Origin of the sequence: Streptomyces flavalbus (assembly GCF_042674625.1) — a bacterium.
Classification (GTDB): domain Bacteria; phylum Actinomycetota; class Actinomycetes; order Streptomycetales; family Streptomycetaceae; genus Streptomyces; species Streptomyces flavalbus.
Genome location: NZ_JBHTEB010000001.1, coordinates 6,815,244 through 6,837,993, shown reverse-complemented (window position 1 = coordinate 6,837,993; position 22,750 = coordinate 6,815,244). Strand labels below are relative to the sequence as shown.

The 22,750-nt window shown below is 73.6% G+C and carries 20 protein-coding genes; 8 read left to right on the top strand and 12 right to left on the bottom strand.

Annotated elements, in window-relative coordinates; translation table 11 throughout:
• Positions 1 to 2: 2 nt before the first annotated feature.
• A complete protein-coding gene (locus tag ACFQZ6_RS30515) occupies positions 3 to 1,643 on the bottom strand; it encodes an ABC-F family ATP-binding cassette domain-containing protein (RefSeq protein ID WP_381615509.1) in 1,641 nt (546 codons plus the stop codon).
• Positions 1,644 to 1,679: 36 nt separating this feature from the next.
• Positions 1,680 to 2,738: an oxidoreductase gene (locus ACFQZ6_RS30510; RefSeq protein ID WP_381615506.1), complete on the bottom strand. Its 1,059-nt coding sequence runs from the start codon at positions 2,736 to 2,738 to the stop codon at positions 1,680 to 1,682.
• 66 nt (positions 2,739 to 2,804) lie between these two features.
• Between ACFQZ6_RS30510 and ACFQZ6_RS30505 the strand changes: the two genes are divergently transcribed.
• Positions 2,805 to 3,749, top strand: coding sequence for an FAD-dependent oxidoreductase (locus ACFQZ6_RS30505; RefSeq protein ID WP_381615503.1), 945 nt, complete (start codon positions 2,805 to 2,807; stop codon positions 3,747 to 3,749).
• 31 nt (positions 3,750 to 3,780) lie between these two features.
• Here ACFQZ6_RS30505 and ACFQZ6_RS30500 read toward each other — a convergent pair whose 3' ends face one another.
• Positions 3,781 to 4,113, bottom strand: coding sequence for a CU044_2847 family protein (locus tag ACFQZ6_RS30500; RefSeq protein ID WP_381615500.1), 333 nt, complete (start codon positions 4,111 to 4,113; stop codon positions 3,781 to 3,783).
• Positions 4,114 to 4,177: 64 nt separating this feature from the next.
• The gene (locus ACFQZ6_RS30495) at positions 4,178 to 7,741 is read right to left on the bottom strand and encodes an nSTAND1 domain-containing NTPase (protein ID WP_381615497.1); all 3,564 of its coding nucleotides are present in this window, start codon (positions 7,739 to 7,741) and stop codon (positions 4,178 to 4,180) included.
• A gap of 85 nt (positions 7,742 to 7,826) precedes the next feature.
• Here ACFQZ6_RS30495 and ACFQZ6_RS30490 point away from each other — a divergent pair, with 85 nt between their 5' ends.
• Positions 7,827 to 8,531: a MerR family transcriptional regulator gene (locus ACFQZ6_RS30490; RefSeq protein ID WP_381615494.1), complete on the top strand. Its 705-nt coding sequence runs from the start codon at positions 7,827 to 7,829 to the stop codon at positions 8,529 to 8,531.
• Here ACFQZ6_RS30490 and ACFQZ6_RS30485 read toward each other — a convergent pair.
• The 3 genes from ACFQZ6_RS30485 to ACFQZ6_RS30475 are packed head-to-tail and all read right to left on the bottom strand — an operon-like array spanning position 8,517 to position 13,123.
• On the bottom strand, positions 8,517 to 10,703 hold the full coding sequence (locus ACFQZ6_RS30485; RefSeq protein ID WP_381615491.1) for a 3-hydroxyacyl-CoA dehydrogenase NAD-binding domain-containing protein: 2,187 nt from the start codon (positions 10,701 to 10,703) through the stop codon (positions 8,517 to 8,519). The genes ACFQZ6_RS30490 and ACFQZ6_RS30485 overlap by 15 nt on opposite strands.
• Positions 10,704 to 10,748: 45 nt before the next feature.
• Complete coding sequence (locus tag ACFQZ6_RS30480) at positions 10,749 to 11,963, bottom strand: acetyl-CoA C-acetyltransferase (protein WP_381615488.1); 1,215 nt, start codon at positions 11,961 to 11,963, stop codon at positions 10,749 to 10,751.
• Positions 11,960 to 13,123: a CaiB/BaiF CoA transferase family protein gene (locus ACFQZ6_RS30475; protein ID WP_381615485.1), complete on the bottom strand. Its 1,164-nt coding sequence runs from the start codon at positions 13,121 to 13,123 to the stop codon at positions 11,960 to 11,962. Before ACFQZ6_RS30475 ends, ACFQZ6_RS30480 begins: the two co-directional genes overlap by 4 nt.
• A gap of 207 nt (positions 13,124 to 13,330) precedes the next feature.
• On the opposite strand from ACFQZ6_RS30475, the gene ACFQZ6_RS30470 reads away from it, so the two are divergent.
• Positions 13,331 to 14,509 carry a saccharopine dehydrogenase family protein gene (locus tag ACFQZ6_RS30470; protein WP_381615483.1) on the top strand — a complete coding sequence of 393 codons (1,179 nt, stop codon included), beginning with the start codon at positions 13,331 to 13,333 and terminating at the stop codon, positions 14,507 to 14,509.
• 52 nt (positions 14,510 to 14,561) lie between these two features.
• Here ACFQZ6_RS30470 and mmpA read toward each other — a convergent pair whose 3' ends face one another.
• The 3 genes from mmpA to ACFQZ6_RS30455 all read right to left on the bottom strand — a co-directional run bounded on the left by mmpA (position 14,562) and on the right by ACFQZ6_RS30455 (position 15,840).
• A complete protein-coding gene (gene mmpA, locus ACFQZ6_RS30465) occupies positions 14,562 to 14,708 on the bottom strand; it encodes a morphogenic membrane protein MmpA (RefSeq protein WP_381615480.1) in 147 nt (48 codons plus the stop codon).
• An 81-nt stretch (positions 14,709 to 14,789) separates the two neighbouring features.
• The gene (locus tag ACFQZ6_RS30460; protein WP_381615478.1) at positions 14,790 to 15,482 is read right to left on the bottom strand and encodes an endonuclease V; all 693 of its coding nucleotides are present in this window, start codon (positions 15,480 to 15,482) and stop codon (positions 14,790 to 14,792) included.
• 34 nt (positions 15,483 to 15,516) lie between these two features.
• A complete protein-coding gene (locus tag ACFQZ6_RS30455) occupies positions 15,517 to 15,840 on the bottom strand; it encodes a plasmid stabilization protein (RefSeq protein WP_381615475.1) in 324 nt (107 codons plus the stop codon).
• 228 nt (positions 15,841 to 16,068) lie between these two features.
• On the opposite strand from ACFQZ6_RS30455, the gene ACFQZ6_RS30450 reads away from it, so the two are divergent.
• On the top strand, positions 16,069 to 16,485 hold the full coding sequence (locus tag ACFQZ6_RS30450) for an SsgA family sporulation/cell division regulator (RefSeq protein WP_381615472.1): 417 nt from the start codon (positions 16,069 to 16,071) through the stop codon (positions 16,483 to 16,485).
• Between the two features lie 26 nt (positions 16,486 to 16,511).
• On the opposite strand, the gene ACFQZ6_RS30445 is transcribed toward ACFQZ6_RS30450, so the two are convergent.
• A complete protein-coding gene (locus ACFQZ6_RS30445) occupies positions 16,512 to 17,357 on the bottom strand; it encodes an isocitrate lyase/PEP mutase family protein (RefSeq protein WP_381615470.1) in 846 nt (281 codons plus the stop codon).
• Between the two features lie 325 nt (positions 17,358 to 17,682).
• Between ACFQZ6_RS30445 and ACFQZ6_RS30440 the strand changes: the two genes are divergently transcribed.
• The 3 genes from ACFQZ6_RS30440 (at position 17,683) to ACFQZ6_RS30430 (ending at position 21,316) form a co-directional block, all read left to right on the top strand.
• Positions 17,683 to 19,308 (top strand): ABC-F family ATP-binding cassette domain-containing protein, encoded by a 1,626-nt coding sequence (locus tag ACFQZ6_RS30440; protein WP_381615467.1) that lies wholly within the window; start codon positions 17,683 to 17,685, stop codon positions 19,306 to 19,308.
• Positions 19,309 to 19,413: 105 nt separating this feature from the next.
• Positions 19,414 to 20,190, top strand: coding sequence for a dimethylargininase (gene ddaH, locus ACFQZ6_RS30435; RefSeq protein WP_381615464.1), 777 nt, complete (start codon positions 19,414 to 19,416; stop codon positions 20,188 to 20,190).
• 151 nt (positions 20,191 to 20,341) lie between these two features.
• A complete protein-coding gene (locus ACFQZ6_RS30430; RefSeq protein WP_381615461.1) occupies positions 20,342 to 21,316 on the top strand; it encodes an acyl-ACP desaturase in 975 nt (324 codons plus the stop codon).
• A gap of 34 nt (positions 21,317 to 21,350) precedes the next feature.
• Here the strand turns inward: ACFQZ6_RS30430 and ACFQZ6_RS30425 are convergent, their stop codons facing one another.
• Positions 21,351 to 21,593 carry a WhiB family transcriptional regulator gene (locus ACFQZ6_RS30425; RefSeq protein WP_381615458.1) on the bottom strand — a complete coding sequence of 81 codons (243 nt, stop codon included), beginning with the start codon at positions 21,591 to 21,593 and terminating at the stop codon, positions 21,351 to 21,353.
• Between the two features lie 242 nt (positions 21,594 to 21,835).
• Here ACFQZ6_RS30425 and ACFQZ6_RS30420 point away from each other — a divergent pair, with 242 nt between their 5' ends.
• Positions 21,836 to 22,630: a VOC family protein gene (locus ACFQZ6_RS30420; RefSeq protein WP_381615456.1), complete on the top strand. Its 795-nt coding sequence runs from the start codon at positions 21,836 to 21,838 to the stop codon at positions 22,628 to 22,630.
• Positions 22,631 to 22,750 lie beyond the last annotated feature (120 nt).

Sequence of the window (22,750 nt, the reverse complement as noted above, 5' to 3'; positions counted from 1 at the left end):
CGCTAGCGCTCGGTCACCTTGCCGGCCGCGACCTCCAGACGCCGGTTGACGCGGACGGCGTCCAGCATCCGGCGGTCGTGGGTGACCAGGAGCAGCGTGCCGGTGTAGGCGTCGAGGGCCGACTCCAGTTGCTCGATGGCGGGCAGGTCGAGGTGGTTGGTCGGCTCGTCGAGGACGAGCAGGTTGACGCCGCGGCCCTGGAGCAGGGCGAGGGCGGCGCGGGTGCGTTCGCCCGGGGAGAGGGTCGCGGCGGGGCGCAGGACGTGGTCCGCCTTGAGGCCGAACTTGGCGAGCAGGGTGCGCACCTCGGCCGGTTCGGTGTCGGGGACCGCCGCGTGGAAGGCGTCGAGGAGCGGCTCGGGGCCGTAGAACAGTCCGCGGGCCTGGTCGACCTCGCCGAGCAGCACACCGGAGCCGAGCGCGGCGTGCCCGGCGTCCAGCGGGACGCGGCCGAGCAGGGCGCCCAGCAGGGTGGACTTGCCCGCGCCGTTGGCGCCGGTGACCGCGACCCGGTCGGCCCAGTCGATCTGGAGGGTGACCGGGCCGAGGACGAACCGGTCGCGGCGGACCTCCGCGTCGCGCAGGGTGGCGACGACGGCGCCGGAGCGCGGCGCGGAGGCGATCTCCATCCGCAGCTCCCACTCCTTGCGGGGCTCCTCGACGACCTCAAGCCGTTCGATCATGCGCTGGGTCTGGCGGGCCTTCGCGGCCTGCTTCTCGCTGGCCTCGCTGCGGAACTTGCGGCCGATCTTGTCGTTGTCGGTGCCCGCCTTGCGCCGGGCGTTCTTGACGCCCTTGTCCATCCAGGCGCGCTGGGTCTGCGCCCGCTCCTGGAGGGCGGCCTTCTTGTCGGCGTACTCCTCGTAGTCCTCGCGGGCGTGCCTGCGGGCCGTCTCGCGCTCCTCCAGGTAGGCCGCGTAGCCGCCGCCGTAGAGGGTGATCCGCTGCTGGGCGAGGTCGAGTTCGAGGACCTTGGTGACGGTGCGGGTGAGGAACTCGCGGTCGTGGCTGACGACGACGGTGCCCGCGCGCAGGCCGGTGACGAAGCGTTCGAGGCGTTCGAGGCCGTCGAGGTCGAGGTCGTTGGTGGGTTCGTCGAGCAGGAAGACGTCGTAGCGGGAGAGCAGCAGGGAGGCCAGGGAGGCGCGGGCGGCCTGGCCGCCGGAGAGGGACGTCATCGGCTGGTCGAGGTCGACGGCGAGGCCGAGGGTGTCGGCGACCTCCGCGGCGCGTTCGTCGAGGTCGGCGCCGCCGAGGTCGAGCCAGCGCTCCAGGCTGGTGGCGTAGGCGTCGTCGGCGCCGGGTGCCCCGTCGACCAGGGCCTGGGTGGCGTCGTCCATGGCGCGCTGGGCGGCGGTGACGCCGGTGCGGCGGCCGAGGAACTCCCGTACGGACTCCCCGGCCCGCCGCTCCGGTTCCTGCGGCAGGTGCCCGACCGTCGCGGTCGGCGGGGAGAGCCGCAGCTCGCCCTGTTCGGGGGTGGTCAGCCCGGCGAGCAGGCGCAGCAGCGTGGACTTGCCCGCGCCGTTGGCTCCGACCAGCCCGATCACGTCGCCGGGCGCGACGACGAGGTCGAGACCGGCGAAGAGGGAGCGGTCGCCGTGTCCGGCGGCGAGGTTCTTGGCGACGAGGGTGGCAGTCATCAGATGCCGGATTCTAGTGGCCGCCTCCGGCGCGCCTCACCGGGTTACCGCCGTCACCAGCACACCGCCCGCGGTCCGCGCGACGAGGTACGACTCCCCCTTCACCGCCCGGCGGTCCAGCGGCACGCGATGGCGGCCCGGGTCGAGGACGCCCTCGAAGAGGTCCCGGGCGTGGGTGCGGTACAGGCGGTCGAGGCGGTACGCGGTGAGGCGGACCCGGCACGCGGAGGTCACCTCGATCTCCGCCGCGCCGTCGGCCGCGGCGAGGCCGGTGAGGCGGCGCCGCTCGCGCGGGCTGCGGTCGAGGGCGTGTTCGATCTGGGCGACGAGCAGCGGCACGATCGGGGCGAGCCCGTCGACGTAGGCCACGTCGACCCCGGCGTCCGCGAAGGCGCGGCGCACGGCGGCCCGCTCCCGTTCGCCGACGGCGCGGCCGAAGGCGACGGCGCCGTAGCCGCGCAGTTCGTCGGCGGGGACGTGCTCGGCGTCGCGGGTGATGTCGGCGCCGACGCCGATGGTGCGCAGGGCGGCGGCGAGCTTGGCGAGGACGGCGACGCGGGCGCCGATCAGCAGCACGCGGCGGCCGGGGACGGGGGTGGCGTCGGCCTCCGGGTCCGTGGGGGCGATGAGCGCGCCGAGCGCGGCGCGGTAGGCGGCGCCCTCGAAGCGGAACGGCCCTATGCCGTGGTAGCCGTTGCGTTCGAGGTCGACGGCCTCCTCGGTCTGCCAGGCGAAGTCCCGCCATACGTAGTCGTCGCAGCCGTCACCGCCGTCACCGCCGCGCTCTATGACGGCGGTGACGGCGCCGCAGGCCAGGTCGGCGCACTCGGGGCAGCCGTAGATGATGTGACGCCCGCCGGGCAGCGGCGCGTCGGCCTCCAGCAGCAGTCCGCGCACCTGGGCGGTGAAGATGGCGGGCGGCACGTCGGAGGCGAGCGGGGAGACGGCGTCCAGGTCGGAGAGCTGGTGCAGCAGGGGGCGGCCGTCGACGACGAAGTCCACGAAGTCCCGGTGGACCTGGTAGCCCCCGTCCGCGAGGACACCACCGGCGCGGATCGCCGGGGCCAGGCCGAAGGTCGCGTACACGGCAGACATACGGCGAGTATTCCCGCCGTGACGGGGCGCTGAGCGCGGCATGGCGCGTTCCGCTACGGTCCCGGTGTGACGGGTGGCAGTGGGGACGAGGTGCTCGTCGTCGGCGGTGGGGTCATCGGGCTGACGACGGCGGTGGTGCTGGCCGAGCGCGGGCGCCGGGTGCGGCTGTGGACGCGGGACCCGGTCGAGCGGACCACCTCGGCGGTTGCCGGTGCGCTGTGGTGGCCGTACCGGATCGAGCCGGTGGCGCGGGCGCGGGCCTGGGCGCTGCGGTCGCTGGACGTGTACGAGGAGCTGGCCGGGCGGCCCGGGGAGACGGGCGTACGGATGGTCGACGGCGTACTGGGCGAGACGGAACTGGACGAGGTCGCGGGCTGGGCGACCCCCCGGCTCCCGTCCCTGCGGGCCGCGACGCCCGACGAGTACGCCGGGGCGGGGCTGTGGGCACGGCTCCCCCTCATCGACATGCCGACATATCTCCCCTGGCTGCGGGACCGGTTGACGGCGGCGGGCGGAACGGTCGAGGTACGTACGGTGACCTCGCTCGACGGGGCGGACGCGCCGGTGGTGGTCAACTGCACGGGCCTGGGCGCCCGCACGCTGGTCCCGGACGAGACGGTGCGCCCGGTGCGCGGCCAGCTCGTCGTGGTGACGAACCCCGGCATCGACACCTGGCTGGTCTCCACGGACCCCTCCGGCGCGATGGCGTACTTCTTCCCCCAGCCGGGCGGCCTGGTCCTGGGCGGCACCGCGGAACCGGACGCCTGGTCCCTGGAGCCCGACCCGGCGACGGCGGAGGCGATCGTACGACGCTGCGCGGCCCTGCGCCCCGAGATCACCGGTTCCCGCGTCCTGTCCCACCGGGTGGGCCTGCGCCCCACCCGCGCCGCGGTACGCCTGGAACGCCTCCCCCTGCCCGACGGCCGCACCCTGCTCCACCACTACGGCCACGGCGGCGCGGGCGTGACGGTGGCGTGGGGGTGCGCGGAGGAGGCGGCGGGGCTGGTGTGAGCCGGGGCGCGGCCCGTCGGTGCCGGGCGGCTCACTCCTGCGTGGCCCGTCCGCCCTCCCAGCTCAGTTTGACCGTCAGGTGGCCGTCGAGGCTGGACTTGGCGATGACGGCACCGGCCTCGGTGCTCAGGCGCACGCCGAACTCCACCTCGATCCGGTCCGGGCGCACGGGCGCGTCCCGGAACTGGCCGAGGATCGTGGCCGAGGCGTCCCGTACGCCGCTCAGCGCGGTCCCGAGGGAGGTCGCCGCGGACCGGACCACGTCCCGGGAGCGGGACACCGGACTGATCTCGGGACCGTCCTCCGCGATCTCCACCAGTACCTCTCCGCCGTCGTCCAGCGACCAGCGAGCGATCTCGGCCATGTGACTCCTCGTCCTTGGATGATCGTGGGTGAGTGATCGTGCGTGGGGCGCCGGTGCTCCCCGTTCAGGGGCACAGGGGTCCGCTGTACGCCCCGGAGGGGACCAGGTCCTCGATGTTGTCCGTGGCGTTGGCCTGCGGGCCGAGGAGCGCGCACAGGCGGTCGGCGCCGGGCGGCCTGCGGAGGGCGTCGCGCACTCCCGCCTCCGCGGTGTCCGCCAGCCGCTGGAGAGGGCTGCGCCCGCCGGACGCCGCCGACACCACGCCCAGCGCGGTGGCGCGCACGAGCAGGACCGGTCCTCGTGGGGAGTCGCCCAGCGGCATCACCGTCGACCAGTTCCCGGGGTAGGCGGAGTGGGCGACGCGCTTGCCCGTGGTGAGGGACCGGAGGGACACCCTGCTCATCGACTTCTCCGTGAAGTCGGTGAGGTCGGCTTCGTTGATGGCGTCGAAGTCGGAGGGGAGGGAGATCCAGGCGGTGGTCCCGGTGGCGTCGAGGGCGAGCGCGCCGTCCGCCTCGGCGGGGGTGAGGCGCGGGACGTGCCCCGTCTGGGTGCCGGTGGCGATGTTCCAGGCCCGCAGCTCGGCCGGGGCGCCGGACCCGCCCTTGAGCACGGCGGCGACCGTCCGGCCGTCCAGGCTGGTGACGAAGCTCCCGGTCCGGGTCGGGTCCGCCAGCGCGGTGCGTGTCACCCGGTCCGGTGTCACACGGACGCGGGTCAGCGTGAGGTCGTTGCGGATCGTGGAGCCGTCCGCCTCGGCCTCGCTCAGGATCGCCGTCTCGCCGTCCGGGCCGAGCCAGAAGTCGGTCACCATGCTCCGCCACGGCAGTACGGCCTTGCGCAGGAGCTTGCCGGTCCGCAGGTCGAGGAGGTACAGGGTGTTGCGCTGGCCCGCGGCGGTCAGAGGGTTCACGCTGTCCGGCAGCACCAGCCCGAGGACCCGGTTGTTCGGGTCGATGCTCATGGCGACCTGGCCGACCCGGGGCAGCGGCGCGAACTCGGTACCGAGGACGACGCGCTGTTCGACCGTGTCGTAGACGACGAGGCAGATCTTGGTGGAGGTGCTCATGATGTCCGGCACCGGGCAGGAGCCGGGGACGCTCCGCTCCCCCCGGACGTCCGGGAAGAGCTGGTCGGTGAAGGCGACGTACCGTCCGTCGCGGCTGATCACCGCGTCGCTGGTCAGGTCGTTCTCCACCAGCACCCCCTCCAGGGGCTCGGCCACCAGCCCGCCCCCGCTGTCCCGCCACGGGACGATCTGGCCGCCCGGGGCGAGCGTGACCAGGTTCCGGCCCCCGGCCGCCACCAGGTGGGTCAGGTCCCGGAGCGCCGACTGGTCGGCGTACGACACGGCGGGGAGCTTCTGCGCGGTCGGTGTCGACGTGGGGGACGTGGTGGTCGGTGGCGTGGTGGCCGCGCCGAGGTTCGGGACGACGCGGTCGACGGGGCCCAGTCCGTCGTAGAGGTCGGGCAGGCCGCTGTCCGGGTGCGTGCGGTAGGAGCGCAGGCCGAGTTGCATCGCGCCGTACGGGTCGTACGAGAACCGCTCCTCGGCGCGGGTGCGCAGGGTTCCGGCGAGGGACTGGGCGACCTGTTCGCTGCGGTTCTGGTAGATCAGCGTCCCCGCGACCAGCGCGAGGGCCAGGGCGGCGGAGACCGTGCCGTTCACCCGCCAGCGGCGCACCCGGCTGGAGCTGACGTACACCAGCTCCGGGGTGGAGAGGTGGGCCCGGTGGGTGCGCGCCCACCGGCGGGCGTCCCGCAGCTCGGCACCGGCGAGGAGCCGTCTGCCGGGGCGGCCCTGTTCGGTCCAGGTGGTGATGCGCTGGCGCAGGGTGTCCTGCCAGACGCGGAACGCGCGGTGCTCCTCGGTGAGTTCGCGCAGGTGGCGCCAGTGCAGCAGCAGCGAGTCGTGGGCCAGCTCGATGCCGGAGGCGGCGCCCGGGTCGCCTCCGACGCGGTGCATCACCAGCAGCCGTGAGGTGGCGAGGCGTTGCCCGACGGTCCACTGGTCGTCGTCGCACTCGTCGCGCAACGCGGTGCGGCGCACGGTGAGGTCGCCGTCGGGCAGCGGCCTGACCAGTTGGATGAGGAGCCGGTCGGCGACCTCCCGGCTCCCGGGGTCGATGCCGGACCAGATCCGGTCGGCGTAGCGGGCGAGGGACTCCGAGATGCCGCCGAGTTCCTCGTACGCCGCGTGGGTCAGCAGGCCCGCCCGGCGGCGCTGCCAGAGTTCGGCGAGCGTGAACTCCAGCAGGGGCAGGGGGTTCGGGGTGTGCTTCAGGTCGTCCAGGATGCGGGCGACCAGTCCGTCGGCGAAGGAGACGGTGCCGACCCGCGCCAGCGGCCCGGTCATGACCCGGCGCAGTTCGGCCTCGGTCATCTCGCCGACGGTCACCGGGAGCCACCTGCGGGCCAGTTCGGCGGCGGCGCGGTCGGCGAGCGCCGTGCCCAGGAAGGTGTCGCGCAGGTTCACCAGCACGCACAGCCGGGACCCGGCGGACAGACAGGGCAGCAGCGCGCGGACGAAGGCGGAGCGGTCGTCGTCCGGCGCGGCGAAGAACTCCTCGAACTGGTCCACGCACAGGACCAGTTGGTCGGCGCGATGCTGTTCCAGCACGGCCGCCACGAGGTCGGGCAACTGTCCGCCAGCCAGCCACACCTCGGTCGCGGCGACCGACTCCAGGCGGGCCGCGCCCGTGCGGTCGGGGCGCATCAGCCGGTCGAGGGCGAAGGCCAGCGCGGTCAGCGGGGTAGTGGCGTCGGACGGCCGTAACGCCAGGGTGAGCCGGGTGGTGCCGGAGGGGTCGGCGGCGCGCAGCCGGGGCACCACGCCCGCGTGCCACAGCGAGGACTTGCCGATGCCGGACCCGCCGATGACGCTGATCAGCGGCACCCCGGAGCGGATGCGGTCGACGAGCTGACCGGCCAGCTCCTCGCGCCCGTAGTAGAGGTCGGCGTCCTGCTCGGTGAAGGGGCGCAGGGCGCGGTACGGGACGCGCCGCTCGATCACCTCGGCCAGCTCGGGCCACGCCTCCAGCAGCATGTCCACCGGCAGCATGTAGCCGATCTTGGCGCCCGCGCCGGTGACCCGGTAGCCGACCATGCCGACCGCGGCGTCCGCGTCGGTGCTCCACACCGGGGCGCCGGAGAAGCCGGGGGCCAGCATGGCCTGTCGTGCCGGGTCGCTCTCGATCTCCACCCAGCCGGTGGCCACGGGGCCGCCCTGCCGCCCGTGCACCCAGGTGCCGAGTTCCAGGCCGCGGGGGAAGCCCACCATGACCAGCGAACCGTCCAGTTCCCCGTGGCGTCGGCTCAGGACGAGCGGCCGGGCGTCCGCGGGCGGTGGCTCCCGTAACCGGAGCCCGGCGACGTCCATCCCCTGCTCCGGCACCGGGGGCCGCCAGGCGACGACGTCGGCGAGCTGGCGTCTGCCGGGGGCGAGCAGCGGGAAGTCCAGGCTGACCGAGGCGCCCTCGGGCAGGGGCTCGCCGGTGGCCGTGCCGAACACCCCGGCGACCACGTGCGCGGCCGACACCACGTGCCGGGGCCCCGCGAGGAAGCCAGCGCCGACGGGTTCGTCACCGTCCCAGATCCGGACCAGCCCCGCCTCGAGAGGCACCCGCATATCAGACCCCCGTGTCCTCACCTACGCCCCAACGGTACCGTCCCCGCGGTTTCACAGTTGTGGTGCGACAGCAATACTGTTCCACATGGACAGGCACCCCGAGGAGCTGACGCTGACCGTCGACGAGTTGGCCGCGCGGGCCGGGGTCACGGTGCGTACCGTGCGGTTCTACGGGACCAAGGGGCTGTTGCCGCCGCCGGTGATCGGGCCGCGCAGGGTGGGGCAGTACGGCAGGGCGCACCTGGCGCGGCTGGAGATCATCGAGGAGTTGCAGGGGCAGGGGATGACCCTGGCGGGCATCGAGCGGTACCTCCAGCAGTTGCCGCCGGGGCTCAGCGCGCACGACCTCGCCATCCACCGGGCCGTGATCGCCTCCTGGGCGCCGGAGGCGGTGGAGACGGTGACGCGGGAGGAGTTGCGGCGGCGGGCCGGGCGGGTGCTCGGTGACGACGACCTGGAGCGGCTGGCGGCCATGGACGTGGTGCGGCCCGTGCCGGACGGGTACCAGGTCGACCTCGCGTCGCTGCGGCTCGGGGTGCGGCTGCTGGACGTGCCGCTGTCGCAGGAGGCGATCCTCGCGGCGCGCGAGGTGCTGTTCGAGCACTCGCGCGCCGCGGCCCAGGAGCTGGCCCGGCTCTTCCGCGCCGAGGTGTCGGAGCGTGACACGCGGGACGTGCGGTCCCTGTCGGCGCACATGCACCCGCTGGTGGTGCAGGCGCTGCTGACGACGTTCCAGCGGTCGCTGCGGGAGGAGCTGGGCGAGCTGCTCAGCGGGTCAGACGCGGGGTGAGTCGGTGAAGGTCTCGCCCTTCTCGGCCTTGGCCACCAGCAGCGCGGGCGGCGTGAACCGGTCGCCGTAGCGGTCGGCCAGCTCCCGGGCGCGGGCGACGAAGCCGGGCAGGCCGCCCTCGTAGCCGTTGACGTACTGGAGGACGCCGCCGGTCCAGCCGGGGAATCCGATGCCGAAGATGGAGCCGATGTTGGCGTCCGCGACCGACGTGAGCACGCCCTCCTCCAGCAGCCGGACGGTGTCGAGGGCCTCGGCGAACAACATGCGTTCCTGCATGTCCGCGAAGGGGATCTCGTGGCCCGGCTTGGTGAAGTGCTCCCGCAGGCCCGGCCACAGGCCCGCCCGCTTGCCGTCGTCGCCGTAGTCGTAGAAGCCCGCTCCCCCGCTGCGGCCGGGGCGGCCGAACTCGTCCACCATGCGGTCGATGACGGCCTCGGCGGGGTGCTCCCGCCAGGTGCCGCCCGCCTCCTCCACGGCCCGCCTGCTCTCCTTGCGGATCTTGCGGGGCAGGGTGAGCGTCAGCTCGTCCATCAGGGAGAGGACCTTCGCGGGGTAGCCCGCCTGGGCCGCCGCCTGTTCGACGGAGGCCGGTTCGATGCCCTCCCCGACCATGGCGACGCCCTCGTTGATGAAGTGGCCGATGACGCGGGAGGTGAAGAACCCGCGCGAGTCGTTGACGACGATCGGCGTCTTGTTGATCTGCCGGACCAGGTCGAAGGCGCGCGCCAGCGCCTCGTCGCCGGTGCGCTCGCCCTTGATGATCTCGACGAGGGGCATCTTGTCGACGGGTGAGAAGAAGTGCAGCCCGATGAAGTCGGCCTGGCGCTCCACGCCCTCGGCGAGGGTGGTGATGGGCAGGGTGGAGGTGTTGGAGCACAGCAGCGCGTCGGGGGCGACGACGTGCTGGATCTCCTGGAACACCTTGTGCTTGAGGGCGGTGTCCTCGAACACGGCCTCGATCACCGCGTCACAGCCCGCGAGGTCGGCCGCCTCCGCGGTCGGCGTGATGCGGGCGAGCAGCGCGTCGGCCTTCTCCTGGGTCGTACGGCCCCGGGAGACCGCCTTCGCGCACAGCTTCTCCGAGTAGCCCTTGCCCTTGAGGGCCGACTCCAGCGACACGTCCTTCAGCACGACGTCGATGCCCGCGCGGGCGCACGAGTAGGCGATCCCCGCGCCCATCATCCCCGCGCCGAGGACGGCGACCTTGCGGACCTTGCGCGGCTCGACGCCCTGGGGCCGGTTGGCACCGGAGTTGACCGCCTGGAGGTCGAAGAAGAACGCCTGGATCATGTTCTTCGCGGTCTGCCCCGCGGCCAGCTCCACGAAGTACCGCGCCTCGATGACCTGCGCGGTCTCGAAGTCGACCTGAGCGCCCTCCACCGCGGCGGCGAGGATGTTGCGGGGCGCCGGGTAGGGCGCGCCGTTGGTCTGCTTGCGCAGGTTGGCCGGGAAGGCGGGCAGGTTGGCCGCGAACTTCGGGTGGGCGGGGGTGCCGCCGGGGATGCGGTAGCCGGGCCGGTCCCAGGGCTGCTGCGACTCGGGGTGGGCGTCGATGAAGGCGCGGGCGCGGGCCAGCATCTCCTCGTGGGTGTCCACCACCTCGTCGACGAGGCCGTTGTCGAGGGCGCGCCGCGGGTTGTACTGCTGGCCCTGGAGGAGGACCTTCAGCAGGGCGTCGGTGATGCCGAGCAGCCGGACGGCGCGGACCACGCCGCCGCCTCCGGGGAGCAGCCCGAGGGTGACCTCGGGGCAGCCGATCTTGGAGCCGGGGGCGTCCAGGGCGACGCGGTGGTGGCAGGCGAGGGCGATCTCGTAACCGCCGCCTAGGGCCGCGCCGTTGATGGCGGCGACGACGGGCTTGCCGAGGGTCTCGATGCGGCGCAGGTGGCGCTTGATGGCGAGGCCGCCCTCGAAGAGGTCCTGCGCCGTCTCCGGGGTGACGCGGATCAGGTCGCGCAGGTCGCCGCCCGCGAAGAAGGTCTTCTTGGCGGAGGTGACGATGACGCCGCGGATGCCGTCCTTCTCCGCCTCAAGGCGCTCGGCGACCGCGGCGAGCGACTCGCGGAACGCCTGGTTCATGGTGTTCGCGGACTGGGCGGGGTCGTCGAGGACGAGGGTGACGACGCCGGTGTCGTCCTGCTCCCAGCGGATGGTGGTGGACTCGGTGCTCATGAGGTGACTGCTCCTGGTCTTCCGTCGGTCTTCCGTTGGGAGGGGTCAGACGCGTTCGACGATCGTGGCGATGCCCATGCCGCCGCCCACGCAGAGCGTCGCGAGGCCGTACCGCTTGTCCTGGCGCTCCAGTTCGTCGACGAGGGTGCCGAGGATCATCGCGCCGGTCGCGCCGAGGGGGTGGCCGAGCGCGATGGCGCCGCCGTTGACGTTGACCTTGTCCAGGGACAGACCCATGTCCTTCACGAAGCGCAGGACGACCGCCGCGAACGCCTCGTTGATCTCGACCAGGTCGATGTCGTCGATGGTCATCCCGGCGCGGGCCAGGGCCTTGCGGGTGGCCGGGGCGGGGCCGGTGAGCATGATGGTCGGCTCGGAGCCGGAGACGGCGGCGGAGACGATCCGGGCGCGCGGGGTGAGCCCGTACCGCTCGCCGGTCTCCTTCGTGCCGATGGCGACCAGCGCCGCGCCGTCCACGATGCCCGAGGAGTTGCCCGCGTGGTGGACGTGGTCGATCTTCTCCACCCAGTGGTACTTCTGGAGCGCCACCGCGTCGAAGCCGCCGAGGTCGCCGATGTCCGCGAACGACGGCTTCAGCTTGGCGAGGGAGTCGGCGGTGGTGCCGGGGCGCAGGTGCTCGTCGTGGTCGAGGACGACCAGGCCGTTGCGGTCCCTGACCGGCACGACGGAGCGCTCGAAGCGGCCCCCCTTCCACGCCGTGGCCGCCCGCTCCTGCGACAGCGCCGCGTACTCGTCCACGTCCCGGCGCGAGAAGCCCTCGATCGTGGCGATCAGGTCCGCGCCGATGCCCTGCGGGACGAAGTTCGTGGCGAGGTTGGTCATCGGGTCGTTGAACCAGGCGCCGCCGTCGGAGGCCATCGGTACGCGCGACATGGACTCCACGCCGCCCGCGAGGACGAGGTCCTCCCAGCCGGAGCGGACCTTCATGGCGGCCAGGTTGACGGCTTCGAGGCCCGAGGCACAGAAGCGGTTCTCCTGCACGCCCGCCACCGTGTCCGGCAGCCCGGCGGCGATGGCGGCGATCCGCGCGATGTCGGAGCCCTGGTCGCCCACCGGGCCGACGACGCCGAGCACGATGTCGTCGATCGCCGCCGGGTCGAGGCCGGGGAAGCGGGCGCGGATCTCGTGGATGAGGCCGACGACCAGGTCGACGGGCTTGGTGCCGTGCAGGGCGCCGTTCGCCTTGCCGCGTCCGCGCGGGGTGCGGATCGCGTCGTACACGTACGCTTCGGTGGTCACGGGGTGGCCTTTCGCTTGAGGGTGCGGGGCTGCTGGTCGGTGAGGCGCGGGACGTCCCAGTCGCGGGCCACGGCCGCGGTGTCGGCGCCCGGCAGGGCGGGGCCGCCGCGGACGGCGGTCGGGGTCGCGGAGAAGCGGGGCGCGGGGGCGGGCTGGGGGGTGCCGCCGTGGTCGGTGAAGGTGCCGCGGGCGGCGAGGTGCGGGTGGTGCGGGGCCTCGCGCAGTGACAGGACGGGTGCCACGCAGGCGTCGGAGCCCTCGAAGACGGCCGTCCACTCGTCGCGGGTACGGGACCTGAAGCGGGCGGCGACCGCCTCGCGCAGCTCGCCCCAGCGGGCCGGGTCGTCGCGGGCGGGCGCGAGGTCGGGGAGGCCGAGCAGGGTCATGAACTCGTCGTAGAACCGCTGTTCCAGGGCGCCCACGGCGATGTGGCGGCCGTCGGCGGTCTCGTAGGTGCCGTAGAACGGGCAGCCGCCGTCGAGGAGGTTGGCGCCGCGCCGGTCCTGCCAGGCCCCGGCGGCGAGCATCCCGTGGACCATCGCCGTCAGGTGCGCGGTGCCGTCCACGATGGCGGCGTCCACGACCTGGCCGGTGCCGGTGGCGCGGGCGTGCTGGAGGGCGGCGAGGACACCGACGACGAGGTAGAGGGAGCCGCCCGCGTAGTCCCCGAGGAGGTTGGCGGGGACGGCCGGGGGCCGGTCCGGGTCGCCGATCAGGCCGAGGGCGCCGGTGACGGCGACATAGGCGATGTCGTGCCCTGCGCGCTGGGCGAGCGGTCCCTGCTGGCCCCAGCCGGTCATCCGGCCGTAGACGAGGGCGGGGTTGCGGGCGTGGCAGTCCCCGGGGCCGACGCCGAGGCGTTCCGCGACGCCGGGGCGGTAGCCCTCGACGAGGATGTCCGCGCGTTCGGCCAGGTCCAGGACGCGGGCGGGGCCGTCCGGGTCCTTCAGGTCGACGACCACCGAGCGCTTGCCGCGGTTGGTGAGGTCGTGGGCGGGGTCGATGCCGAGGCCGGGGCCGCCGGGGCGGTCGACGCGTACGACGTCGGCGCCCAGGTCGGCCAGGAGCATCGCGGCGAACGGGCCGGGGCCGATCCCGGCCAGTTCGAGCACGCGCACGCCGCTGAGCGGGCCGTGCGGTGGTGTCGTCGCCGCTGCCATGGTCCGCCCCCAAGGTCGTGACACAACTGATGTAACACCAATGATGCTAAGAACACGTTCCAGTCGGCACAAGCCCCAGAAAGCAAGCGCTTGGCCACTGTACGGGCGACGTGGCCCCCGTCACGGGCGGGATCGTCGTCGGGTCCCGTGTCCTCACGCTAGCCTCAGCCACCGACAGCGGCGCGCGAGACCAGACCGAGGGGTGTCATGAACAGGCCGAACAGGGCGGACCGCCCGTACGACATCGTGCTCTTCGGAGCCACCGGCTTCGTCGGGACGCTCACCGCCCGGTACCTGGCCGCGCACGCGCCAGAGGGCCTGCGCTGGGCGGTCGCGGGCCGCGACGAGCGCAGGCTGGCGGAGCTGCGCGAGGGGCTGCCCGGCGGCGCGGACGCCGGGATGCTGCGGGCGGACGTGTCCGACCCGGCGTCGCTGCGCCGACTGGCCGAGCACGCGCGCGTGGTGGCCACCACGGTCGGCCCCTATGTGGCGTACGGCGAGGAGCTGGTCGCCGCCTGCGCGGACACCGGCACCGACTACCTCGACCTCACGGGGGAGCCGGAGTTCGTCGACCTGACGTACGTCCGGCACGACGCACGCGCGCGGGAGACCGGCGCGCGGCTGCTGCACGCCTGCGGGTTCGACTCCGTGCCGCACGACCTCGGCGTCTACTTCACCGTGCGGCAGTTGCCGGAGGACGTGCCGCTGACCGTCGACGGCTATGTGACCGCCGACGCCGCGTTCTCCGGCGGTACGTTCGCCTCCGCGCTGGGCCAGTTCTCGCGCGGGCGGCAGGTGCTGGCGGCGGCGCGGGAGCGGCGGCGGCACGAACCGCGGCTCGTGGGCCGCCGGGCGGTCGCGGTGGCGGGCGCGCCGCGGTACGCCGGGGAGGTCGGCGCGTGGGCGCTGCCGCTGCCGACGCTCGACCCGCAGATCGTGCGCGGCTCCGCCCGTGCCCTGCGGCGCTACGGCCCCGACTTCCGCTACCGCCACTACGCCGCCGTACGGCGGCTGCCGGTCGCCGTGGGCGGGGTGGCGGCCGTGGGCGCGCTGGCCGCGGCGGCGCAGGTGCCGCCCGCGCGGCGGTGGCTGTCGGGGCGGGTGCGGCCGGGTGAGGGGCCGAGCGCGGAGAAGCGGGCGCGGAGCTGGTTCTCCGTCCGGTTCGTCGGCGAGGGCGGTGGCCGCCGGGTCTACACCGAGGTCTCGGGCGGCGACCCCGGCTACGACGAGACGGCGAAGATGTTCGCCGAGGCGGCGCTGTCGCTGGCCTGCGACGAGCTGCCGCCGACCGCGGGCCAGGTCACCACGGCAACGGCCATGGGCGACGCTCTCACCGAACGGCTGCGCCGCGCGGGCATCGTCTTCCGAGTGGCGGCGAGCCGCTGAGCCCGGACGGTTCGAGGGGCGAGCCGCCGCGTCCGGGCGGCGGGACGGCCGGTCACAGCGGCCAGCTCACCAGCGTGTAGATCATCCCGCCGATCCAGCCCACGCCCGCGAGCACGGCCAGCGCCAGGCCGAGGACCACGGCGCGCTCGACGGGGCGGTGGGGGTCGGACAGGGGCTTGGGGGCACGGTGCGTCGTCATGGGGCCAGCCTTTCGAACAGGCGTGGCCCCTGGGCATCCGTACTCCTACTCAGGTGGCACTCAGGAAGCACTCACGCGTACTCAGGCCCCGACCGTCTCCCGCAGCGCCCCGCGGCACAGCGCGTCAGCGCGGCGGGTGGTCTCCGGAAGGCGGTAGTCCGGGGTGAGCCGCAGCACGTGGGCGCAGGCGGTGTCCAGGCGGACCCGGTGGCCGACCGAGACGAACACCGGCTTCACCCCGTCCCGGGTGCGCAGCGCGCGGCCCACCTCCTCGACGCCCGCCAGCAGCGGGGACGACGACCCGCGCGGGTGGGCCGGTTCGTCGTACGTGAAGGTGAACGGGTTCTTGGCGACGCCGATCGTGGGCAGCCCGGTGAGCACGCCGAGATGGCTGGCGAGGCCGAAGCGGCGCGGGTGGGCGAGTCCGTAGCCGTCGCAGACGACGAGGCCCGGCGGGCAGGGCAGCGCCTCCAGGGCGGCCAGCACGGTGGGGACCTCCCGGAAGGCCAGCAGGCCCGGCACGTACGGGAAGGAGACCCGCCCCACGGCGGTCGCCTCGGCGACGGTGTCGAGGCTCACCGCGTCCAGCACGACGGCCGCCGCGGCGACGACGTCCCGCTCGTCGTCGTAGGCGACGTCGACACCGGTGACGTAGCCCGTCCCGGGCGGCGGCCCCGGCTCGTCGTGGACCACCCGCGCGCGCAACTCGTCCTGGACGGCGCGGGCCTGCTGCTCGGTCGCGGGCCAGCCCGCGGGTACGCGTACGGTCGTCATGGTGCTGCCGAGCGTACGCGTACCGCGGCCCGGCTCACTTCCCCAGCGCCCGCCGCAACTGCTCCTTGTTCATGTCCGAACGGCCGTGGACGTTACGGCGCTTGGCCTCCTCGTACAACTGGTCCCGGGTGGGCCCCTGGGAGCCCTGGCCGGAGCGCTGGCCGCCGCGCTTGCCGGACGACATGTCCTGCGTGGAGGTGCGGCTCGCGGTCTTCGACTCACCGGAGCGGGCGCGTTCCTTGTTCACCGTGCGCGCCGCGATCTCCTTGGCGCGCCCCGGGCTCTCGCCCCGGTCCCGCGCGCTCTCCTTGATGTGCTCGTACTGGCGTTCCCGCTTGGAGCTGGAACCGCGTGGCATGTCCACTCACTTCCTCTCGGCTGCGCCGCCCGGGTACCCGCATCGCCGGGGAACGCCACATGGGCCCCGGCCGGGCCCAGCCGAACATTCCGGCACCGCCGCGATTGGGGACGGTGACGGAGGTCACTCGCCCAGGGTGCACGGATTGACGGGTTCCGTCGTCTCAACCCATGCCGGGACGTTCCCGGAAGCCGTCCAGTCGTCCCGCCGTCACAAGGGAGCAAGGCGTTGTCCACCGTCATTGAGCAGCCCGTCGAGGCCCGCCTCGTGGCCGCGGCACCACGGATGCAGAAGATCCCCGCGACCCTCCGCTACGACCGCACGGACCCGTTCGCGGTCCGTATGGCCTTCCCCGCACAGGCCACCCTGGAGGGCGTGGAGGTGTGCTGGACCTTCGCCCGCGAGCTGCTGGCGGCCGGTCTGCACGACGCCGAGGGCTACGGCGACGTCCGGGTGCGGCCCTACGGGTTCGACCGCACCGTCCTGGAGTTCCACGCCCCGGAGGGCACCGCGGTGGTGCACCTGCACTCCGGGGACGTGCGCCAGTTCCTCGCGGCCACCGCGGAGTTGGTGCCGCTCGGCCTCGAACACCTCCAGCTCGACCTGGACCACGGCCTCGCGGAGCTGATGCGGGACGCCTGCTGAGCGCCCCCCCCGTCGGTGGCGGCGCCCTAACGCGCCCCGCCCAGCAGCGCGTTCAGCTCGCCGGAGTCGATGCTCCCGGCCAGGGTGTCGTACGTCCCCGTGTCCAGCAGCTCCCGCGCGGCACGGCGGACCAGGGTGTGCGCGGCGCGCGCGATGCCCGCCCCGGCGCTCACCCGGGCGACGCCGAGCGCGGCCAGCTCCGCCACCGGGGGCGCGCCCGGCCCCACCATCACGTTCAGCGGCACGTCCACGCCGTCCGCGAGCGGCTTCACCGTCCCCGGTTCGACGGCCCCGGGGACGAAGATCCCGTCGGCGCCCGCCGCGCGGTAGGCGGCGGCCCGCTCCAGGGTGTCGTCCACTCCCCCGGCGCCGCGCAGGAGGGTGTCGACGCGGGCGTTGACGAACAGCGGCACGCCCGCCGCGTCGGCCGCCTCGCGCGCGGCGGCGATCCGCTCGGCCTGCTCGCTGACCGCCCGCAGCGGTCCCCGGTCCGGCTCGGGTGCCGTGTCCTCGATGTTGACGCCCACCGCGCCCGCCGCGAGCACCCCGCGCACGGTGTCGGCGACGCCCTCCGGGTCCCTGGCGTAGCCGCGCTCGATGTCGGCGGTCACCGGGAGGCGTACCCCGGCGGCGATGACCGCGACCGCGCCGAGCGCCGCGTCCCGCTCCAGCCGGTCGCCGTCCGCCGCGCCCAGCGCCCAGGCGAGCCCGGCGCTGGTGGTGGCCACGGCGGCGGCGCCCGCGTCCTCGACGATCCGGGCGCTGGCGAGGTCCCAGGCGTTGGGCAGCACCAGGGGGCGTCCGGGGACGTGCAGGGCGCGGAAGGCCAGGGCGCGGTCGTGCAGGGTGGTGGCGGTGTCGTCAGTCGTCATGCGGCCACTCAACCAGGCGGGGGCGGGGCCCCGCTGGCAGGAATCCGACGGGGGCGTGCGGCGGCGGCGTTAATCCGTTGACAGTGCCCGCGGGCCGTCCGTACCTTCGGGAGCGTCCTGTTGCCGCCGATTGGAGAAGGCCGTTGCTCGTCTGAGGTCCTGAGACACCGCGTACCACCCGTTCCTGTGGTGTGCGCCGCGTGCGACCTCGGCGTAGTACGAGCCGTCCCTCCCGTCCCCGGGCACAGGGCTTTCCCATGCCCTGGCAGGTCGCAGGTGTCTCGAAACGCGTCCCCCTGACCGCTTCGAGCAACACGGAGGCCACATGGCTACCACCTCCCTCACCGTCACGTCCCTCGCCTTCGCCTGGCCCGACGGCACCGTCGTCTTCGACGGCCTCGACACCGCCTTCGGACCCGGCCGCACCGGCCTCATCGGCGTCAACGGCTCCGGCAAGTCCACCCTGTTGAAGCTGATCGCCGGTGAGCTGACCCCCGTCGACGGCACCGTCCGCGTCACGGGCGAGGTCGGCTACCTGCCGCAGAACGTCACCCTCGACACCGCCCTGCGGGTCGACGAGGCGCTCGGCATCGCCGCGCGCCGGGCCGCGCTGCACGCCATCGAGGCCGGGGACGCGGCGGCGGAGCACTTCGAGACCGTCGGCGACGACTGGGACGTCGAGGAACGCGCCCTGGCCACCCTCGGCGAGCTGGGCCTCGGCCACATCGACCTGGACCGCACGGTCGGTGAGGTCTCGGGCGGCGAGTCGGTGCTGCTGCGCCTGGCCGCGCTGCTGCTGCGCCGCCCGGACGTCCTGCTCCTCGACGAACCCACCAACAACCTCGACGTCTACGCCCGCAGGCGGCTCTACGCGGCGGTCGCGTCCTGGCCGGGCGTGCTGGTCGTGGTCAGCCACGACCGGGAACTCCTCGACCTGGTCGACCAGATCGCGGACCTGCGCTCCGGGGAGATCTCCTGGTACGGCGGCAACTTCACGGCGTACGAGGAGGCGCTCGCCGTCGAGCAGGAGGCGGCCGAGCGGATGGTGCGGGTCGCGGAGGCGGACCTGCGCAGGCAGAAGCAGGAACTCGTCGAGGCGCACGGCAAGCTGGCCAAGCGGACCCGCTACGCCAACAAGATGTACGAGAACAAGCGCGAGCCGAGGGCGGTGATGAAGCTGCGGAAGCGCTCCGCGCAGGTCTCCGCGGGCAAGCACCGCATCATGCACGAGGAGAGGCTCGCCGAGGCCAGGGAGCGCCTCGACGAGGCCGTGGAGGCCGTACGGGACGACGACGAGATCCGCGTCGACCTGCCCTACACGGCGGTGCCGCCGGGCCGGTCCGTGCTGACCCTGCGCGAGCTGGAGCTGGCGTACAGCGCCCGCGTGGACGGCGGTCTCGACGTGCACGGCCCGGAGCGGATCGCGCTGGTGGGCCGCAACGGCGCGGGCAAGACGACGCTGCTGCGGACGATCGCCGGGGAGCTGGCGCCGGTGGCGGGCGAGGCGACGGCGCACGTCCCGCTGCGGTTCCTGCCGCAGCGGCTCGACGTCCTGGACGGGGAGCTGAGCGTCGCGGAGAACGTGGCCCGGTTCGCGCCGGGCGCCACCAACAACCAGGTCAGGGCGCGGCTGGCGCGCTTCCTGTTCCGGGGTGCCCGCGCCGACCAGCGGGCGGACACGCTCTCCGGCGGCGAGCGCTTCCGGGCGGCGCTGGCGGCGCTGATGCTGGCGGAACCGGCGCCCCAGTTGCTGATGCTGGACGAGCCGACGAACAACCTGGACATGGCGAGCGTCCGGCAGCTCACCTCGGCCCTGGAGTCGTACGAGGGGGCGCTGATCGTGGCCAGTCACGACCTGCCGTTCCTGGAGTCGATCGGCATCACCCGCTGGCTGCTGCTGGACGGCACGCTCACCCGGACCGCGCCGGAGGTGTTGGTGGGTGAGGGGTGAGGGGTGACGAGAGGCGAAGGTGGTGTGAAGGGAGGCGTGCCCTCTTCTGCGCGCGCCCTCGATGCGGTACGCCGGTGAGACCACCCACCCCCTAGGGAGACGCCCGTGCCCAGCAAGAAGGCCCTCGTCCGCCGCCCCAGCCCGCGTCTGGCCGAGGGTCTGGTGACCCACGTCGAACGGGCGGCGGTCGATGCCGAGCTGGCGCTGCGGCAGTGGGAGGCGTACGTCGACGCGCTGACCGCCCACGGCTGGGAGACCGTCGAGGTGCCCCCGGCCGACGACTGCCCGGACTCCGTGTTCGTGGAGGACACGGTGGTCATGTTCCGGAACGTCGCGCTGATCGCCCGCTCCGGCGCCGAGTCCCGCCGGGACGAGACCGCGGGGGTGGAGGAGGTGGTGGCCGGGCTCGGCTGCTCGGTCAACTGGGTCTGGGAGCCGGGCACGCTGGACGGCGGCGACGTGCTGAAGGTCGGTGACACGGTCTACGTGGGCCGGGGCGGGCGCACCAACGCCGACGGGGTACGGCAGTTGCGGGCCGCGTTCGCGCCGCTGGGGGCACGGGTGGTCAGCGTGCCGGTGAGCAAGGTGCTGCACCTGAAGTCGGCGGTCACGGCGCTGCCGGACGGGACGGTCGTCGGCCATGTCCCGCTGATGGACGCGCCGTCGCTGTTCGGCCGGTTCCTGCCGGTCCCGGAGGAGTCCGGCGCCCATGTGGTGCTGCTCGGCGGGGACCGGCTGCTGATGGCGGCGAGCGCGCCGAAGACCGCCGAACTGTTCGCGGACCTCGGGTACGAACCGGTCATCGTGGACATCGGCGAGTTCGAGAAGCTGGAGGGCTGTGTGACCTGCCTCTCGGTCCGGCTGCGGGAGCTGCACACCTGAGCACGCGGGAGCCGCACACCTGAACAGGGGTCTTTACGGCGCTCTTAACCTACGGCTTCGTAACCTACGGATTCGTAGCCTACGATTCCGTAGGTTCCGGCTGCCCACGGCCGGAATGTTCCGTTCAGCGCCCCGTCCCCCTGGAGTACCCGTGACGATCACCTCTCCCCACCTTGGCAGCCCGTCCGTGTGGACCGACGCCAAGCTGCTGTACGCACTGGAGGAAGTGGTCGAGACCGAACTGAACCGGCACCTGAAAATCGCCAAGGACTGGATGCCGCACGAGTACGTGCCGTGGACCGACGGCCGGAACTTCCCCGGGTTCTTCGAGGACGGCGAGTCCTGGGAGAAGGAGCAGTCCAAGGTCACCGAGATCGGCCGGATCGCGCTCGTCGTGAACCTGCTGACGGAGGACAACCTCCCCAGCTACCACCACGAGATCGCCTCCCTCTTCGGCCGCGACGGCGCCTGGGGCACCTGGGTGCACCGCTGGACCGCCGAGGAGGGCAGGCACGGCATCGTCATGCGGGACTACCTGCTCACCTCCCGCGCGGTCGACCCGGACAAGCTGGAGCGGTTCCGGATGGCCCACATGAGCGAGGGCTTCGAGCACGACCACCGGCACTCGATGCTGCACTCGGTCGCCTACGTCGCCTTCCAGGAGCTGGCCACCCGCATCTCCCACCGCAACACCGGGCACCAGTCCGGCGACCCGGTCTGCGACCGGATGCTGGCGCGCATCGCGACCGACGAGAACCTGCACATGGTGTTCTACCGCAACCTGCTGAAGGCGGCGTTCGAACTCGCCCCCGACCTCACCATGCAGGCCGTCCGCGATGTCGTCGTGGGCTTCCGGATGCCCGGTCACGGCATTCCCGGCTTCGAGCGGGCGGCGGCGCAGATGGCCATCGGCGAGGTCTACAACCTGCGCATCCACCACGACGACGTGCTCCAGCCCGTGCTGCGCTTCCTGAAGGTCCTGGAGATCGACGGGCTGGGCCCGGAGGGGCTCAAGGCGCAGGAGGAGCTGGGCCTGTTCATGGGCGGGCTGGACGCCGAGGCCGCCAAGTTCGACGAGAAGCTGGCGGCGCGCAAGGCGCGGATGGCGGCCCGCGCGGGCGCCTGATCCCCGCCCCGCCGCCACCCGCCGCCACCCGGCGTCAGCGCGGGGTGCGCCTGAGGTGCAGGCGCTCCTTCTCGGAGAGGCCGCCCCAGACGCCGAAGCGTTCGTCGTGGGTGAGGGCGTACTCCAGGCAGGCCGCGCGCATCTCGCACATCCCGCAGATGCGCTTGGCCTCACGGACCGAGCTGCCCGGCTCGGGAAAGAAGAAGTCCGCCCCGGTCTGCGCACACAGCGCCTGCTCCCAGGTGGTGCGGGCCGGGCGGGTTGTTTCGGAGTGCATGGCCGAGAGTGTGCCCACCGGCGAAAAACGTTCGATCAACGCCCGCTCAACGCCCGACGCCGGGGTCCCTCCGACCGCCCCGATGATGACCGCCCGTCCTCCCGCGCGCACGGCGGCGCGCGGGAGGAGTGCGGGCGGATCGACGTGGTTCCCGGGGGTGGTCCGTGCGTGGCGCGGTTGTCAGTGGGGAGTGCGAGACTCGAACGAGTGGAGGCAGTGGGTCTCGTGCGAGGAGGGCGGGCATGTTCACGACCCGTTTCGTCGGTGGCGCGCCGAACTGGCTCGACGTCGGGGTTCCCGACCTGGACGGCGCCATCGACTTCTACGGCGGCCTCTTCGGCTGGCGGTTCCGTTCGGCGGGGCCCGAGGCCGGGGGGTACGGCTTCTTCCAGCTCGACGGCCGCACCGTCGCCGCCGGGATGCGGACCGACCCGGAGCAGGGCCCGCCGTCCTGGACGGTGTACTTCCACAGCCCCGACGCGGAGGCCACCGTCAAGGCCGTCGAGCAGGCGCACGGCGCCGTGCTGACCCCGCCGATGGACGTGCTGGGGCAGGGCCACATGGCGGTCCTCGCCGACCGCGCGGGCGTGCCGTTCGGCATCTGGCAGCCGGGGCGGCTCAGCGGCCTGGACGTCTTCGAGGTGCCCGGCGCCCTGTGCTGGCTGGAGCTGTACTCACCGGACATCGCGGCGGCCGCCGGTTTCTTCAACGCCGCGCTCGGCTGGGAGACCACCTCGCTCACCTTCCCCGGCGGCGCCTACACCTGCGTCGCCCCGGCCGGAGCGGGGGACGAGGCCCTGTTCGGCGGGCTGGTCCCGCTGACCGACGACCCCGCGGAGGCGGACTCCCCGCCGTACTGGCTGCCGTACTTCGAGGTCGCCGACACCGACGCGGCGGTCGTCCGCGCCCAGGAGCTGGGCGGCGCGCTGCGGACGGGGCCCACGGACGTGCCGGACGTCGGCCGCATGGCCAAGCTGGCCGACCCGTACGGCGCCCGGTTCGCCGTCCTCACGAGCCTGCCCCAGGAGCGCGGCTGACCGGGCCGGACGACCCAGGGGTACGCCGCACCGGGCACCCGCAACCCAGGGGGTACGCCGCACCGGGCACCCGCAACCCAGGGGGTACGCCCGGTGGCAACCCCGGCATGACGCCCCGTC

Excerpts from the sequence above, each read along its gene's own strand:
- ACFQZ6_RS30515 (WP_381615509.1), bottom strand. The coding sequence starts at position 1,643 with ATGACTGCCACCCTCGTCGCCAAGAACCTCGCCGCCGGACACGGCGAC.
- ACFQZ6_RS30510 (WP_381615506.1), bottom strand. The coding sequence starts at position 2,738 with ATGTCTGCCGTGTACGCGACCTTCGGCCTGGCCCCGGCGATCCGCGCC.
- ACFQZ6_RS30500 (WP_381615500.1), bottom strand. The coding sequence starts at position 4,113 with ATGGCCGAGATCGCTCGCTGGTCGCTGGACGACGGCGGAGAGGTACTG.
- ACFQZ6_RS30495 (WP_381615497.1), bottom strand. The coding sequence starts at position 7,741 with ATGCGGGTGCCTCTCGAGGCGGGGCTGGTCCGGATCTGGGACGGTGAC.
- ACFQZ6_RS30490 (WP_381615494.1), top strand. The coding sequence starts at position 7,827 with ATGGACAGGCACCCCGAGGAGCTGACGCTGACCGTCGACGAGTTGGCC.
- ACFQZ6_RS30485 (WP_381615491.1), bottom strand. The coding sequence starts at position 10,703 with ATGAGCACCGAGTCCACCACCATCCGCTGGGAGCAGGACGACACCGGC.
- ACFQZ6_RS30475 (WP_381615485.1), bottom strand. The coding sequence starts at position 13,123 with ATGGCAGCGGCGACGACACCACCGCACGGCCCGCTCAGCGGCGTGCGC.
- ACFQZ6_RS30470 (WP_381615483.1), top strand. The coding sequence starts at position 13,331 with ATGAACAGGCCGAACAGGGCGGACCGCCCGTACGACATCGTGCTCTTC.
- mmpA (WP_381615480.1), bottom strand. The coding sequence starts at position 14,708 with ATGACGACGCACCGTGCCCCCAAGCCCCTGTCCGACCCCCACCGCCCC.
- ACFQZ6_RS30460 (WP_381615478.1), bottom strand. The coding sequence starts at position 15,482 with ATGACGACCGTACGCGTACCCGCGGGCTGGCCCGCGACCGAGCAGCAG.
- ACFQZ6_RS30455 (WP_381615475.1), bottom strand. The coding sequence starts at position 15,840 with ATGCCACGCGGTTCCAGCTCCAAGCGGGAACGCCAGTACGAGCACATC.
- ACFQZ6_RS30445 (WP_381615470.1), bottom strand. The coding sequence starts at position 17,357 with ATGACGACTGACGACACCGCCACCACCCTGCACGACCGCGCCCTGGCC.
- ACFQZ6_RS30440 (WP_381615467.1), top strand. The coding sequence starts at position 17,683 with ATGGCTACCACCTCCCTCACCGTCACGTCCCTCGCCTTCGCCTGGCCC.
- ACFQZ6_RS30425 (WP_381615458.1), bottom strand. The coding sequence starts at position 21,593 with ATGCACTCCGAAACAACCCGCCCGGCCCGCACCACCTGGGAGCAGGCG.
- ACFQZ6_RS30420 (WP_381615456.1), top strand. The coding sequence starts at position 21,836 with ATGTTCACGACCCGTTTCGTCGGTGGCGCGCCGAACTGGCTCGACGTC.